We start from the raw sequence: 14562 nt of genomic DNA, 5'->3' as shown, positions 1-14562 counted from the left end.
GGCGCAGGGAAACGCCGGCGCACAAGGCGCCGGCATGAAGGGAATCAGGCGTTGTCGTTGAGTTTGCTGTGGCGCATGCCGTAGCCGAAGTAGATCAGCAGGCCCAGCACGGTCCAACCGACGAACAGGTGCCAATGCACCACGAATGCCTGCAGGAACAGGGCGACGCAGGCGATGGCGCCGAGCGGGCAGATCAGCCACGGCAGCGGCACCTTGAACGGACGGGTGATGTCCGGCTTGGTGTAGCGCAGGACCAGCACGCCGATGCAGACCGTGGCGAAGGCCAGCAGGGTGCCCATCGACACCAGCTCGCCAAGCACGTTGAGCGGGATCAGGCCGGCCAGCGCCGAAGCCAGCACGCCGACCACCACGGTGCTGACATAGGGTGTGCGGAAACGCGGGTGGACCCGGCCGAACGCCTTGGGCAGCAGGCCGTCGCGGGAAATGGTGTAGGCGATGCGGGACTGGCCCATCATCATCACCAGCACCACCGAGGACAGGCCGGCGATGGCGCCGATCTCGACGAAGGTCTTCAGCCACATCAGCTTGGGATAGGCCTCCAGCGCGGTGGCCACCGGCTTGTCGGTCCCCAGCAGGGTGTAGTTCAACATGCCGGTCAGCACGGCGCAGACCACGATGTAGACGAGGGTGCAGACCGCCAGCGAGCCGAGCAGGCCGATCGGCATGTTCTTCTGCGGGTCCTTGGTCTCGCCGGCGGCGGTGGAGACCGCGTCGAAGCCGATGTAGGCGAAGAACACGATGGTGGCCGCGCGGAACACGCCGCTCCAGCCGAACTCGCCGAAGGTGCCGGTGTTCTGCGGGATGAAGGGCTGCCAGTTGGCGGGATCGATGTATTGGATGCCGAAGCCGATGAACAGGCAGATCACGGTGATCTTGATCGCCACGATGATGGCGTTGACGAAGGTGGACTGGGTCACGCCGACGTAAAGCAGGCCGGTCACGGCCGCCACGATCAGCACGGCCGGCAGGTTGAACAGCTTGCCGGAGCTGACGAACTCGCTGCCCGTCCAGGCCAGCGGCGCGGCACTGAGCGCGTCGGGGAACGGCATGTGCAGGGTGGTGGTGATGAAGCTGATCAGGTAGGCCGACCAGCCGACCGCGACCGAGGCCGAGGCGAACAGGTACTCCAGCACCAGGCACCAGCCGATGAACCAGGCCATGCCCTCGCCAAGGGTGGCGTAGGAATAGGAATAGGCGCTGCCGGAGACCGGCATCATCGCCGCGAACTCGGCGTAGCACAGGCCGGCCAGGGCACAGGCCAGGCCGGCGATGACGAAGGACAGCATGATCGCCGGGCCGGCGTGGTTGGCGGCCGCCTGGCCGGTCAACACGAAGATGCCCGCGCCGATGACCGCTCCGATGCCGAGCATGATCAGGTGCTTGGCTGTGAGGGTGCGCTTGAGCGTGGCTTCGCCTTGGAGGCTGCCCTCGATCGGCTCGCCCGCATCGACATGTGCGGCCGGTTCGACCGGTTTGACCCTCAACAGTGTTTTGAGCATTCCGCTGGTTCCCGTACTGAGTGCTGGCCCGCCGACTGGAAGGGCGGGTCCGGTAGAGTGCGCCGAAAGCTGAACATTCGGCAACGCGCCTACCTTGCCAAAGGCGATGAAACTCGACAAGCGCAGGTGCAACATCGACAGCGATAATGGCCGCCGGCATCAACCCGACGAATGTGCTTACAGTCATGCATGAACAGGATCAGGCGCTGCGCCAGGCGCTGCAGGAATATGCGCGGACCGTCCCGCAGCAGGCGGAGGTGGTGCAATCGTTCCTGGCGCTGTTGGCCGACCAGGAGCCGGATCCTTTCTGCCGGGAGCGGCTGGCCGGGCACTTCACCGGCAGTGCCTGGCTGGTCAGCGCCGACGGCGAACGGGTGCTGCTGACTCATCACCGCAAGCTTGCACGGTGGCTGCAACTGGGCGGGCACGCCGATGGCGACCACGACCTGGCGGCCGTGGCGCTGCGCGAGGCGCAGGAAGAATCGGGCCTGCCCGGCCTGAGCTTGGGGTCAACGGCGATCTTTGACCTGGACAGGCACTGGATCCCGGCGCGGGGCGAGGTCTCCGGGCATTGGCATTACGACGTCCGCTACGTGGTGCAGGCGGGGGCGGACGAGCGCTTCGCGGTCAGCGAGGAGTCGCTGGACCTGGCTTGGTGCACGGTGCATGAGGTCGCCGGGCAGGACGATGCGTCCCTGCGGCGCATGGCGCAACGCTGGTTGGCGCGGCCAACGCCCCGGTAGGAGCGCCTTCAGGCGCGAAGCCGGAATGAGATCCGATGGCGCGCGGGTTGATTGCCAGCTTCGCGGCACTTCTGCCGCTCCTGGACGAAGCGGCAGAAGTGCCTTCAGGCGCGAAACAGGTGCAACTGCCGCGGTCAGTAGAGGATGCGCGTACGCAGGGTGCCGGGGATGGCCGCCAGCTCGTCGCGGATCACGGTGGCCTGCTCCTCGGTCGCGCCGATGTCGATCACCACATAGCCGACCTTGGGGTCGGTGCGCAGGAACTGGCCGTCGATGTTGAGGTTGTGGCGCGAGAAGATCTCGTTGATCTTGGACAGCACGCCCGGCACGTTGCGGTGGATGTGCAGCAGGCGCAGGCTCTCGTCGTGTTCGGGCAGGGTCACCTCGGGGAAGTTGACCGCCGACAGGGTGGAGCCGTTGTCGCTGTAGCGCACCAGCTTGGCGGCGACCTCGATGCCGATGTTCTCCTGTGCCTCCAGCGTCGAGCCGCCCACGTGCGGGGTCAGGATCACGTTGTCATGCGCGGTGAGCGGCGACTCGAAGCGGTCGCCATTGCCCTTGGGCTCGACCGGGAACACATCTACTGCCGCGCCACCCAGGTGGCCCGAGCGCAGCGCCGCGTCCAGCGCGTCGATGTCGACCACGGTGCCGCGCGCGGCATTGATCAGGTGCGCGCCCTTCTTCATCTTCGCCAGCTGCGGGGCACCGATCATCCACTGGGTGGAGCCGTTCTCAGGCACGTGCAGGGTGACGATGTCCGAACGCTCCAGCAGGCTGTCCAGGCTGATGGCCGGGTGCGCGTTGCCCAGCGACAGCTTGGTCTCGATGTCGTGGAAGATCACGTTCATGCCGAACGCCTCGGCCAGCACGCCGACCTGGGTGCCGATGTGGCCGTAGCCGATGATGCCTAGGGTCTTGCCGCGCACCTCATGGCTGCCGTCGGCCGACTTGGACCAGCCGCCGCGGTGGCATTCGGCGTTCTTCTGCGGGATGCCACGGGTCAGCAGGATGGCTTCGGCGATGACCAGCTCGGCGACCGAGCGGGTATTGGAGTAGGGCGCGTTGAACACCGGGATGCCGGCCAGCTCGGCCGCTTCCAGGTCCACCTGGTTGGTGCCGATGCAGAAGCAGCCCACCGCGATCAGGCGCTTTGCGTGGGACAGCACCTCGGCCGAGAGATGGGTACGCGAGCGGATGCCGACGATGTGGGCCTCGGCGATGCGGGCCTTCAGCTCCTCGTCCGGCAGCGACTTGGTATGGAATTCGATCTGCGAGTACCCGGCCGCCTTGAACGTGTCCACGGCGGTCTGGCTGACCCCCTCGAGCAACAAAACGCGGATGTCCTGCTTCGGGAACGAGGTCTTCTTGGGCGACATGTCGGGTACGACGGCACAGGGGGAAGGGCCGCCAACTATGCCAGATCCGAAGCCGCTTTGGTGCGCTGCGCAACGCGGCAAGGCATTGATGGAGAAAAGGTTTCAGATGAATTTACCTGCGCTTGGCAGCGGGCTGCCAAGGTGACTGGACGAGGCGCGGCCGGACTGTCACGCTTGGCGGCTTTCACGCCGCCGAAACACCGCCATGACCGATCCACGCCTGCAAAGCCTGCAGCAGTCCTGCCCGAGCCTGCGTCTGAAGACCGATCCGGCCGACCTGGAGCATTACGGGCGTGACTGGACCCGCCGCTGGACCCCGAACCCGCTGGCCATCGCCTTGCCGGGGACGGTCGAGGAAGTGCAGGCGGTGGTGCGCTGGGCCAACCAGCACGGCGTGGCGGTGGTGCCGTCCGGCGGCCGCACCGGGTTGTCCGGTGGCGCGGTGGCGGCCAACGGCGAGCTGGTGCTCAGCCTGGAGCGCATGAACAAGGCGCTGGACTTCAATGCCGTGGACCGCACCCTGACCGTGCAGGCCGGCATGCCGCTGGAGGCGTTGCACAACGCGGCCAGGGAGCACGGGCTGATCTACCCGGTGGATTTCGCCGCGCGCGGCTCCTGCTCGATCGGTGGCAACATCGCCACCAATGCGGGCGGCATCCGCGTGATCCGCTACGGCAACACCCGCGAATGGATCGCCGGGCTCAAGGTGGTGGCCGGCAACGGCGAACTGCTGGAGCTCAACAAGGGCCTGATCAAGAACTCCAGCGGCTACGACTTCCGCCAGCTGGTGATCGGCTCGGAAGGCACGCTGGGCATCGTGGTCGAGGCCACGGTCAAGCTGACCGACCCGCCGCCGGCCACCAACGTGATGCTGCTGGCGCTGCCGTCGTTCGACGTGCTGATGCAGGTGTTCTCGGCGTTCCGTCAGCGCCTGCAGCTGGAGGCCTTTGAGTTCTTCACCGACCGCGCCGTGCAGCACGTCACCGCGCACGGGGCGCAGTACCCGTTCGGGGAGATCCATCCGTACTACGTGGTCACCGAGTACGCCTCGGCCGACGAGGCCGGCGAAGCGGCGGCGATGGCGGCGTTCGAGCATTGCATGGAGCAGGGTTGGGTGCTGGATGGTGTCATCAGCGCCAGCGAAGCCCAGGCCCAGCAGCTGTGGCGCCTGCGCGAAGGGATCACCGAGGCGGTCGCGCGCTACAAGCCGTACAAGAACGACGTATCGGTGCGGATCTCGGCGATGCCGGCGTTCCTGGCCCAGTCGCAGGCGCTGATCAACGGTGCCTACCCGCATTTCGACGTGGTCTGGTTCGGCCATATCGGCGATGGCAACCTGCACATCAACGTGCTCAAGCCCGACGACACCAGCGATGCCGAGTTCCTGACCCAGTGCGAGCATGTCACCAAGCTGCTGGCCGAGGTGCTGCACCGTTTCGACGGCAGCATTTCGGCTGAACACGGGATCGGGCTGGTCAAGAAGGCCTACCTGGGCAGCACCCGTGGCGCGGCCGAGATCGCGCTGATGCGCGGGGTCAAGCGGGCGTTCGACCCGAACGGCCTGATGAACCCGGGCAAGTTGTTCGACCAGTAAGGGTTTGCCAGTTACTCTGTGCGCCCTCCAATCGCCAAGACCGACCTGACGATGATCCGCCCGATCCTGTTCTGCGCCCTGCTTGCCCTGCCGCTGTCGGTGTTCGCCTCCAGCTTTGCCGGAACATCGGCCGGATCGGCCTCGGGCGCGTCCTCCAACTCGTCGGGCAGCTCGTCCGGCGACGACAAGGTGGTGCTGGATGCGCGCGAAGACGCCGCCGGCTTTGTCGCCAGCAATGGCGCCATCCGTGGGGCATGGCTGGAAGCGGCCCTGATCCACCTGCGCGAGCGTGATGCCGCCGCCCGTGAAGCCAGCGACATGGAACTGGCGCGGAAGATCCTGGCGCTGTGACCGGCACCGGCCGGCTGCCGCGTGCGCGGTGGCTGGTAGTCCTGCTGGCCGGCCTGTTGGCCGCCGGCCAGGGCCAGGCCGCACTGCGCATCAGCGTGGACGGCCCGGGCTTGTCGCCGTCCGAACGGCGCGACAGCCAACAACTGGTCGAGGATGTCCTGCAGCGCGCGCCGCCTGCGCTGCGTGCACGTGCAACCCGCCCGTTGCGGTTGCGCTGGCGCGAGGATCTGCCTGAACACGTGCAAGGGCGCGCCCACGGCGATGTGCTCGGCCTGGACCGGCGCCTGCTTGATGCGCTGGACGGTGGTCATGAGCCTGATTGGGCCGTGGTGCGCGCCGCGCTGGTCCACGAGCTGGCACATGCGTTGGATCGCGCACCCGACGGTGGCTGGTCGAAGCAGGCCCGCTTCCGCGACCTGGCCGGTTGGCAGGAGCGCCCGCTCTGGCCGGGCCGGGGACGCAACCGCTTCACGCTGCGCAGCCCGGATGCCTACGAGCGGGACAACCCGGTCGAGTTCTTCGCGGTCAACTTCGAGCACTACCTGCTTGATCCGCAGTTCGGCTGCCGGCGCCCGGCGCTGGCGGCCTGGTATGCCGCGCAACTGGGCGATCTCCCGGCGGAAGCCTCAGCAACTTGCGCCCAAGCCGTGCCGCTGATGAAGGCCGGCGAACAGGAAGGGTCCGCCGAGTTGGTCGAATTGGATCCTGCGCGTGTCTACCAGGTGGACTACCTGCTGGCCGAGGGCAACGACGTGCTGATGAGCCGCTGGGGCCACAGCATGTTGCGATTGGTGGTGTGCGCGCCGGGGCGGCCACCTGGCCCTGCCTGCCGGATGGACCTGCAACATCACCTGGTGCTGTCCTTCCGTGCCTTCGTCGGCGACGTCCAGATCTCCAACTGGCGCGGCTTGACCGGTTCCTACCCGTCACGCCTGTTCGTGCTGCCACTGAACCGGGTGATCGACGAATACACCAAGGTCGAGCTGCGTGGCGTCTCGTCGGTGCCACTGGCGCTGGACCGGCAGGAAATCACCGGGCTGCTGCAGCAGGCCGCGCAGTTGCACTGGAGCTATGACGGCCGCTACTTCTTCATCAGCAACAACTGCGCGGTGGAAACCTGGAAGCTGCTGCGCGACGGTGCCCCGCGGCTGGGCCAGGCCGACCTGCAATCCATCACCCCGACCGGCCTGCGCGCGAAGCTGCAGCGCCAGCACCTGTTGGCGGCCGCCCCGCAGGACACCGCCGAAGCGGTGCGCGGGGGCTATTACTTCGAATCGGCCGCCGGTCACTACGCGCTGGTGTTCGCCTTGGCGCGGGAGGCCTTGGGGTTGCCGGTGGCCGATGTCGCGCACTGGCTGGCGTTGCCGGCCGGGCAGCGGCGGCCATGGATGGAGCGGGCCGACGGGCAATCGCTGGCGGCACTGCTCCTGCTGGAACAGGCCGGATGGCGGCGCCAGGAGCTGCTGGCCCGTGACCGCCTCAAGCGTGAATTGCTGGGGGGGAAGGACGCGGCGCGGCAGCATGCCGAGTTTCTGGCCCTGATGCAGCGCGCTGGCCTGCTGGTGGCACCGGGCGGGCTGCCGCTGGGTGGATATGGCATCCCGACCCCCGCCGAGCGCGATCTTGCCCGTGGGGCGGTGGCGGCGGGCGCACCGGAAGCCATCGCGCAATGGTCGGCGCTGCGCGCGGAAGCCTTGGCGTTGCTGCCTGCCGGGCAACAGGCGCAGATGGCCGGCATTGAATCGAATCTGGACTACCTGCGCCAACGCTTGCGTTTGCGGTACGGTACGTCGTCCTCCTTGCCAGTCGTACTGACCGGGGAGCGGGGGAGAGGACGACTTGTGGAGGGTGCGGTTGAGCATGGCAATGAATGATGTGCAGCTGCCCGATGGGGCGACGCAGCTGGCCGAGGATGTGATGCGACTGCGCTCATGCGCGGTCCTGCAGATGGACCACCACGGGCGGATCCTGGATTGCAATGCCGGTGTGCTGGGGGTCTTCGGCTATCGTTCCGATGAACTGGTTGGCCGTAACTTCGCCTGTCTGTTCAGCAGCGCCGAAGTGGACCGTGGCTCGGACCGCGCGGCCCTGACCAAGGCATTGCTGCACAGCTTCGAGAACCAGGGCCTGGCGATGATGCGCAAGGACGCCACGCGCTTCCGTGCCGGCTTGCTGCTGGAGCGGGTGGAAGGCAGCGGGGACACGACGCCGCGCGTGCTGATGGTGGTGCGCGACCTGAGCGATTTCTTCCAGACCCAGAAGCGGGTCAACGAGGCGCAGGAGATCGCGCTGCGCGCACAGCGGCTGGACGCGGTCGGCAAGCTGACCCTGGGGCTGTCGCATGACTTCAACAACCTGTTGTCGGTGATCGCCAACAGCCTGGACATGCTCGCCGCTCGCCGTACCGGTGACGAGAGTGCGCGCCGCATCCTGGACATCGCCCACCGTGCGGTGGAGCGGGGCACGCAGCTGACCCGGCAGATGCTGGCCTTCGGCCGCGGGCAGACGCTGGTGCCGGAGGTCAGTGACGTCGGCCATCTGCTGCAGTCGTCGCTGGAGCTGTATCGCCGCGTGTGCGGGGAGACCATCCAGCTGAACATCCAGGTGGCGCAGGGCCTGCCGCCGATCGCGGTGGATACCGGCCAACTGGAGGCCGCGCTGCTCAACCTGTTGAGCAACAGCCGTGACGCGATGCACGGGGTGGGCCGGGTGGTGCTGGAAGCCCGCCTGGAAACCGCCGTGCTGCCCGGGGGCAAGGGCGAGGAAGAGGATTTCGTCTGCATCACCGTCGGCGACAGCGGGCCGGGCATCCAGGCCGAGATCCAGGGCAGCGTGTTCGAGCCGTTCTTCACCACCAAGAGCGTGGGTGACGGCAGCGGGCTGGGGCTGAGCCAGGTGTACGGGTTTGCTTCGCAGTCCGGGGGCACCGCGACGATCGGCCGGTCGGCGTTGGGGGGTGCGGCGGTATCGCTGTACTTCCCGGTGGTGCGCTGATCCCGGAATGCCCTGTCATCCGGTGATGTCCGGATGACGGGCCCTGATGCAGGTCGAGGCCGGCATCAGCTTCGCGGCCGAGGCCGCTCCTGCCGGGGCAGGAGTGCCTTCCGGCGCGATGCCGGGTGCACCCGGCTGCGGATCAGTCGGCGCGGCCGCCGAACTCACCGGTGGTGGTGTTGACCAGGATGCGCTCACCGTTGGTGATGTATTCCGGGACCATGATCTCGATGCCGGTGCTCAGCTTGGCCGGCTTCGGACGCTTGGTCGCGGTGCCGCCTTTCAGTTCCGGCGGGGTCTCGACCACTTCCAGGGTCACGTGCTGCGGCATCTGGATCGCCACCGGCTGGTCGTCGATCACCTGCACGTAGATGCCGGTCAGGCCTTCGGTGATGTAGCCGGCGTCGTCGCCGATCACGTCCGCATCCAGCGTGTACGGGGTGTAGTCCTCGTCATCCAGGAACACGAAGGCGTCGCCGTCCATGTAGGAATAAGTGGACTGGCGGCGCAGCAGCTCGACTTCGCTCAGGTTGTCATCGGCGTCGAAGCTGGCATCGAGCTTGTTGCCGCCCGGCACGCTGTACATGATGAAACGGAAGCGGACGTTGCCGCCGCGGCCCTGCGGTGAGCTGCGCTCGATGTCGCGGATCTGATAGACGCCGTTGTTGTATTCGACGACGTTGCCTTTCTTGATATCGCTGGCTTTCATGCTTGGAAAGTCGGTTGGGGTAAACGGAGGCGGGCGCCCTGGGGGCGCCCGCGGGGGGATCACTTCGGTGCCAGACGCACGGCACCGTCAAGGCGAATAGTCTCACCGTTGAGGTAGGTATTGCCAATGATGTGGCCGACCAGGCTGGCAAAGTCGGCCGGCTGGCCCAGCCGCGACGGGAACGGGATGGAGGCGGCCAGCGATTCCTGCACGTTCGGCGGCATGCCATCGACCATCGGGGTCCAGAACACGCCCGGGGCGATGGTCAGCACGCGGATGCCGAAGCGCGACAGCTCGCGGGCCATCGGCAGGGTCATGCCGACCACGCCGCCCTTGGAGGCGGAGTAGGCGGCCTGGCCGATCTGGCCTTCATAGGCGGCCACCGAGGCGGTGTTGATGATCACCCCGCGCTCGCCATCGGCCGAGGCCTCGTTGTGCTGCATCAGGTCGGCCGCGGCCTTGGCCACGTTGAAGCTGCCGACCAGGTTGACCATCACCGTGGTCTGGAAATTGGCCAGCGGCATCGGGGCCTCGCGGCCCAGCACGCGGCCGGCGCCAAGGATGCCGGCGCAGTTCATCACCACGTTCAGCCCGCCCAGGAAGTCCCTGGCGGCAGCCAGGTTGGCGGCCACGCCGGCCTCGTCGGTGACGTTGGTGGTGAAGTAGCGGGCATTGTCGGCGCCCAGCTCGGCGACGGCGGCCGCACCCTTCTCGTCATTGAGGTCGAACAGGGCGACCTTGCCGCCGTTGGCGACCAGGAACTGGGCGACGCCGAGGCCGAGGCCGGAAACACCACCGGTGATGACAGCACGCACGGAGGACAGCTGCATTGGAACGATCCTGCGGAAAAATGGACCACCGATTCTAGCGGATGCGCCTGCTCCGCCCAGAGGGGCAGGCCGGCTTGCCGTTTCAGCGCAGGCGCAGGGCCAGTTCCCCGGGGGACAGGCCCGGGGAGAACAGGAAGCCCTGGCCGACCGGCACGCCCAGCTCCAGCAGGAACTGGCGCTGGGCCTCGGACTCGATGCCCTCGGCCACCAGCCCCAGGCCCAGGCTGCGGGCAATGCCGCAGACCGCCTCGCAGACCGCCACGTCGGAACGGTTGCGTGGCACCCCGCCGATGAACAGCTGGCTGAGCTTGAGGCCATGGATGGGCAGGTTGCGCAGGTAGTTCAGGGCGCTGTAGCCCTCGCCGAAGTCGTCGATGGTCAGGATCACCCCCATCCCGCGCAGCTCGGCGAAGGTGCGCAGGGTGGCCGGGGCGTCCTCGATCAGGACCCGTTCGGTGAACTCCAGCTCCAGCGCGCTGCCGGGCAGGTCGAACGCCTGCAGTGCCGACTGGACCTGGTGCGCCAGCCGGTCGCCGCTGAACTGGCGGTAGGAGACGTTGATCGCCACTCGTACCAACCCCAGCCCCTGGTCGCGCCATTCGCGGATCTGCTGGCAGGCCTGGTGCAACACCCAGTCGCCGATCCGGACGATGTCGCCGGTGTTCTCGGCATGGCTGATGAAGATATCCGGGCGCAGCTCGCCCAGTTGCCGGTCGTGCCAGCGGATCAGCGCTTCGCAGGCGACCAGTTCGCCGCTGCGCAGGTCCACCTGTGGCTGGTACACCAGCCGGAACTCGTCGCGTTCCAAGGCCTTGCGCAGGCGCCGTTCGATCTGCAGGCGGTCGCGCTGGCGCCGGGCCAGCTCCGGCGAGAACGCCTGCCAGCCATTGCGGTCGCGGCGCTTGCACTCATACATGGCCAGGTCCGCGTTCTGGATCAGCTGCTGCGGGCGTTGCCCATGCTGCGGCGCGCGGGCGATGCCGATGCTGGTGGTGACCGCGAACTCATCCTTGCCGAACTGGAAGGGCGGCACGAAGGCGTCGGTGATGGCCTGGGCCAGTTGCTCGGGGCGCTGTGGCAGGTCGCGGGCATCGCAGGTGACCACGAATTCGTCGCCACCGAAGCGGGCCAGCAGGCCCTCGGTGCCGATGGCCTGGCTGATGCGGCGGGTCGCCTCGATCAGCAACTGGTCCCCGGCATTGTGGCCGAGCACATCGTTGACGGTCTTGAAGCGGTCCAGGTCGATGTACAGCACCGCCACGCCGGCGTGGGAGGGGTTGCTCAGGCGCGCTTCCAGGTCGGTGAGCGCGGCATCGCGGTTCATGATGCCGGTCAGTGGATCGGTGCGGGCCTGGTTCTTGAGCGTTTCCTCGGCCTGCTTGGATTCGGTGATGTCCTGCAGGGTGCCGGCGATGCGGCTGGAGGCCAGGTCGCCGGGCTCGACCTCGCCGATCATGCGGATCCAGAAGCTGTGCCCGTTCGCGCGCTGCCCCTGCAGCTCCAGCTCGAAGCCGGCACGCTGCTCGACCACCCGGTCCATGGCCTCGCGCAGCAACTGGCGCGACCCCAGGTTCAGGCAGCCGAGCAGGGTATCCAGGTCCTCCGGCGGCTGGGCCTGGCCGAGGATGCGCTGGGCTTCGCCGGTCAGGTACAGGCGCTTCTGGCCGCGGTCCCATTCCCAGCCGCCGATGTGGGCCAGGGCCTGGGCGCGATCGAACAAGGCATGGTCGCGCTTGAGTTCGGTGATGTCGCTGAACAGCGAGAACACATGGTCGGGCAGGTCGCAGTTGGACGAGAACACCGGCACGGTGGTCATCGAGATCCAGATCATGCGGCCGTGCGGCCGGTGGTACAGGCCGACGATGGTGCTGGGGATGATGCGTCCGTCGCGGAACGCGCGTGCGACCGGCCATTGCTCCATGCCCAGGCGGCGGCCGCGCTCGTCGACGGTGATCCACTCATCGGCATCCACCGGTGCGCGGGCCGGCAGGTGGTTGGTCAGTTGCAGGATGCGGTGCGCGGCGGGGTTGGCCGAGAGGATGTTGAAGCTGCGGTCGAACAGCATCACTCCCTTGTCGATGGACTCCAGCAGCAGGCGGTAGCGCGTTTCGGCCTGCCAGCGCCGGCTCAGGTCGCGGGCGACGGCGACGATGCACTGCTGGCCGTCATGCTCGAACACCGCCGAATGCACTTCCACCGGGAAGCGGCTGCCGTCGCCGCGCATGTTGGTGACTTCCACCACGTAGGTCTCGCCGCGGTGGAGGGTTTCCCAGACCGGCTCCAGGTGGTCGGCGGGCAGGTCGGGGTTGAGCAGTTCGATGGGCTGGCCGACGATTTCCTCGCGGGTCCGGCCGTAGGCCTCGATGCCGGCCTTGTTGAGGTCCAGTACGACTCCGGTGGCGCTGAGGATGCTGACCGGGTCAGGCACTGCATCGAACAGCGCCTCGTAGCGGCGCTGGGCGGCGTGCCGCTCGGTCATTGCCTCGCTGAGTGCGGCGCGGGCGGCGACCAGTACCTGCTGCAGAGCAAGCGGCAGCGGCTGGTGCAGGGCCTGGTCCAGCCCGGCGAGCGCATCGACGTGGGCGGCGGGGTGTTCCCCCTCCGCGTGGACTATGCGCTGGCCGGTTCCGGTCATGACACTGTCAAAGCCTTTCCTGTCTTGCTGCCTGTCTGCCGGCCCAGCCGTTCGGCGAGCCAGTTCCCCGTGGCGGCAAGCGCCGGCAGATCGACGCCGGTGCTCATCCCCATACCGTGCAACATGTAGACGACGTCCTCGCTGGCGACATTACCACTGGCGCCACGCGCATAGGGGCACCCCCCGGTGCCCGCGACCGCCGAATCCACCACCCGGACCCCCACGTCCAGGCATGTGGCGATATTAGCCAGTGCCTGCCCATAGGTGTCGTGAAAATGGATGGCCAGGGCGTCGACCGGCAGTTCGGCGGCAACCGCCTGCAGCATCGCCCGCGCCTTCAGCGGGGTGCCCACGCCGATGGTGTCGCCCAGCGAGATCTCGTAGCAGCCCATCGCATGCAGGCTGCGCGCCACGCGCACCACGTCGGCCAGCGGCACCTCGCCCTGGTAGGGGCAGCCGAGCACGGTGGAGACATAGCCGCGGACCTTGATGCCATCGGCCTTGGCGCGGGCCAGCACCGGCTCGAAGCGACGCAGCGATTCGTCGATGCCGGCATTGGTGTTCTTCAGGTTGAATTGCTCGGAGGCGGCGGTGAACACCGCCACTTCCTGGACCCCGACCGCCAGCGCGCGCTCGTAGCCTTGTTCGTTGGGTACCAGTACCGGGTAGTTCACGCCGGGGCGGCGCTGGATGCCGGCAAACACCTCGGCGGCGTCGGCCAGCTGCGGCACCCATTTGGGGCTGACGAAGCTGGTGGCCTCGATGCTGCGCAGGCCGGTGGCCGAGAGCCGGTCGATCAGCGCGATCTTGTCGGCGGTGGTCACCTGCTGCTTTTCATTCTGCAGGCCATCGCGCGGGCCTACTTCCACGATGCGGACGAAATCGTTCATGGCGTTGCGATACCTGCGGTCACGGGGAGGCCCAGGCGGGCGGGCGCTTCTCGAGGAAGGCGGTCAGGCCTTCGCGGCCTTCGTCGGAGGCGCGCAGCGCGGCGATCAGGCCGGCGTTGGCACGGTCCAGGGCATCGCGGTCACCGCCGGCGGCGGCCACTTCACGGACCAGGACCTTGGCCGAGGCCGCGGCGACCGGGCCGGCCTTGGCCAACAGCGACAGCTGGGCGTCCACGGCCGCGTCCAGGGCCTCGGCCGCGACCACCTGGTGGACCAGGCCGATCTGCGCGGCGGTGGCCGCATCGAAGTGCTCGCCGGTGGCGAACCAGCGGCGCGCCTGGCGCGGACCGATGGCCGCGATCACATAGGGCGAGATCACCGCCGGCAGCAGCCCGAGGCGGCTTTCGGTCAGGCCGAAGCGGGCGCCTTCGGCAGCGATGGCGATGTCACAGCAGGCCACCAGGCCGACGCCACCACCGAACGCGGCACCGTGGACGCGGGCGATGGTCGGCTTGGGCAGCTCGTCCAGGGTGCGCATCAGCCGGGCCAGGGCCAGCGAGTCCTGGCGGTTCTCGTCCTGGCTGGCGCTGGCCATCGCGCGCATCCATTGCAGGTTGGCGCCGGCCGAGAAGGAGGCGCCGGCCCCCGAAAGGACCACGGCGCGCACCGTCGGGTCATTGCCGACGGCTTCCAATGCGGTGGTCAGGGTCTGGATCAGCGCGGCGTCGAATGCGTTGTGCAGTTCCGGGCGGTTCAGTTGCAGGGTCGCGACGGCGCCCTGGCGGTGTACGAGCAATGCATCGCTCATCGGGAAAGCCTGAGTTGAACGGTAAGTGCGCGAATCATAGCGGTGCAGGACTGGGACGCCATGACGCGACGCGGCGATGCTAGAATTGATAACCATTCTTATCAACTCCTTA

General features: G+C 67.7%; 12 protein-coding genes. 5 read left to right on the top strand and 7 right to left on the bottom strand.

Annotation, left to right across the window (positions count from 1 at the left end; all coding sequences use genetic code 11):
- Window positions 1-44: 44 nt before the first annotated feature.
- Window positions 45-1520 carry an amino acid permease gene (locus tag AC06FE_RS11695; protein WP_478073119.1) on the bottom strand — a complete coding sequence of 492 codons (1476 nt, stop codon included), beginning with the start codon at window positions 1518-1520 and terminating at the stop codon, window positions 45-47.
- Between the two features lie 185 nt (window positions 1521-1705).
- Between AC06FE_RS11695 and AC06FE_RS11690 the strand changes: the two genes are divergently transcribed.
- Window positions 1706-2263 (top strand): NUDIX hydrolase, encoded by a 558-nt coding sequence (locus tag AC06FE_RS11690; protein ID WP_478073118.1) that lies wholly within the window; start codon window positions 1706-1708, stop codon window positions 2261-2263.
- Between the two features lie 134 nt (window positions 2264-2397).
- On the opposite strand, the gene serA is transcribed toward AC06FE_RS11690, so the two are convergent.
- Window positions 2398-3639 (bottom strand): phosphoglycerate dehydrogenase, encoded by a 1242-nt coding sequence (serA, locus tag AC06FE_RS11685; protein WP_132863102.1) that lies wholly within the window; start codon window positions 3637-3639, stop codon window positions 2398-2400.
- 205 nt (window positions 3640-3844) lie between these two features.
- Between serA and AC06FE_RS11680 the strand changes: the two genes are divergently transcribed.
- Genes AC06FE_RS11680 through AC06FE_RS11665 form a run of 4 tightly spaced genes read left to right on the top strand, consistent with a single transcriptional unit; the run spans window position 3845 to window position 8578 of the window.
- Window positions 3845-5233 (top strand): FAD-binding oxidoreductase, encoded by a 1389-nt coding sequence (locus tag AC06FE_RS11680; RefSeq protein WP_478073117.1) that lies wholly within the window; start codon window positions 3845-3847, stop codon window positions 5231-5233.
- Window positions 5234-5284: 51 nt separating this feature from the next.
- Window positions 5285-5584, top strand: a complete 300-nt coding sequence (locus AC06FE_RS11675; protein WP_132866073.1) for a DUF2388 domain-containing protein — start codon at window positions 5285-5287, stop codon at window positions 5582-5584.
- Window positions 5581-7458 (top strand): DUF7844 domain-containing protein, encoded by a 1878-nt coding sequence (locus tag AC06FE_RS11670; protein WP_478073116.1) that lies wholly within the window; start codon window positions 5581-5583, stop codon window positions 7456-7458. Before AC06FE_RS11675 ends, AC06FE_RS11670 begins: the two co-directional genes overlap by 4 nt.
- A complete protein-coding gene (locus tag AC06FE_RS11665) occupies window positions 7445-8578 on the top strand; it encodes a two-component system sensor histidine kinase NtrB (RefSeq protein WP_313254382.1) in 1134 nt (377 codons plus the stop codon). Before AC06FE_RS11670 ends, AC06FE_RS11665 begins: the two co-directional genes overlap by 14 nt.
- A gap of 142 nt (window positions 8579-8720) precedes the next feature.
- Here the strand turns inward: AC06FE_RS11665 and yeiP are convergent, their stop codons facing one another.
- The 5 genes from yeiP to AC06FE_RS11640 form a co-directional block, all read right to left on the bottom strand.
- Entirely contained in the window at window positions 8721-9287 is a 567-nt protein-coding gene (gene yeiP, locus AC06FE_RS11660) for an elongation factor P-like protein YeiP (RefSeq protein ID WP_132863106.1), read from the bottom strand.
- A gap of 59 nt (window positions 9288-9346) precedes the next feature.
- A complete protein-coding gene (locus AC06FE_RS11655; RefSeq protein ID WP_313254379.1) occupies window positions 9347-10117 on the bottom strand; it encodes an SDR family NAD(P)-dependent oxidoreductase in 771 nt (256 codons plus the stop codon).
- An 82-nt stretch (window positions 10118-10199) separates the two neighbouring features.
- Window positions 10200-12752, bottom strand: coding sequence for a sensor domain-containing protein (locus AC06FE_RS11650; RefSeq protein ID WP_323438017.1), 2553 nt, complete (start codon window positions 12750-12752; stop codon window positions 10200-10202).
- Window positions 12749-13642 carry a hydroxymethylglutaryl-CoA lyase gene (locus AC06FE_RS11645; RefSeq protein WP_313254375.1) on the bottom strand — a complete coding sequence of 298 codons (894 nt, stop codon included), beginning with the start codon at window positions 13640-13642 and terminating at the stop codon, window positions 12749-12751. The genes AC06FE_RS11650 and AC06FE_RS11645 overlap by 4 nt, the downstream gene beginning before the upstream one ends.
- A 19-nt stretch (window positions 13643-13661) precedes the next feature.
- A complete protein-coding gene (locus tag AC06FE_RS11640; RefSeq protein WP_478073115.1) occupies window positions 13662-14450 on the bottom strand; it encodes an enoyl-CoA hydratase-related protein in 789 nt (262 codons plus the stop codon).
- Between the last annotated feature and the right edge of the window lie 112 nt (window positions 14451-14562).

The sequence above is a fragment of the Stenotrophomonas sp. Steno-C18 genome, from assembly GCF_056393195.1.
This window is presented reverse-complemented; position numbering and strand designations above follow the sequence as displayed.

What these genes read in the sequence shown, in the direction of transcription:
- AC06FE_RS11650 (WP_323438017.1), bottom strand. Translation starts at nt 12,752, where the DNA reads ATGACCGGAACCGGCCAGCGCATAGTCCACGCGGAGGGGGAACACCCC.
- yeiP (WP_132863106.1), bottom strand. Translation starts at nt 9,287, where the DNA reads ATGAAAGCCAGCGATATCAAGAAAGGCAACGTCGTCGAATACAACAAC.
- AC06FE_RS11640 (WP_478073115.1), bottom strand. Translation starts at nt 14,450, where the DNA reads ATGAGCGATGCATTGCTCGTACACCGCCAGGGCGCCGTCGCGACCCTG.
- serA (WP_132863102.1), bottom strand. Translation starts at nt 3,639, where the DNA reads ATGTCGCCCAAGAAGACCTCGTTCCCGAAGCAGGACATCCGCGTTTTG.
- AC06FE_RS11690 (WP_478073118.1), top strand. Translation starts at nt 1,706, where the DNA reads ATGCATGAACAGGATCAGGCGCTGCGCCAGGCGCTGCAGGAATATGCG.
- AC06FE_RS11675 (WP_132866073.1), top strand. Translation starts at nt 5,285, where the DNA reads ATGATCCGCCCGATCCTGTTCTGCGCCCTGCTTGCCCTGCCGCTGTCG.
- AC06FE_RS11665 (WP_313254382.1), top strand. Translation starts at nt 7,445, where the DNA reads ATGGCAATGAATGATGTGCAGCTGCCCGATGGGGCGACGCAGCTGGCC.
- AC06FE_RS11645 (WP_313254375.1), bottom strand. Translation starts at nt 13,642, where the DNA reads ATGAACGATTTCGTCCGCATCGTGGAAGTAGGCCCGCGCGATGGCCTG.
- AC06FE_RS11680 (WP_478073117.1), top strand. Translation starts at nt 3,845, where the DNA reads ATGACCGATCCACGCCTGCAAAGCCTGCAGCAGTCCTGCCCGAGCCTG.
- AC06FE_RS11655 (WP_313254379.1), bottom strand. Translation starts at nt 10,117, where the DNA reads ATGCAGCTGTCCTCCGTGCGTGCTGTCATCACCGGTGGTGTTTCCGGC.
- AC06FE_RS11695 (WP_478073119.1), bottom strand. Translation starts at nt 1,520, where the DNA reads ATGCTCAAAACACTGTTGAGGGTCAAACCGGTCGAACCGGCCGCACAT.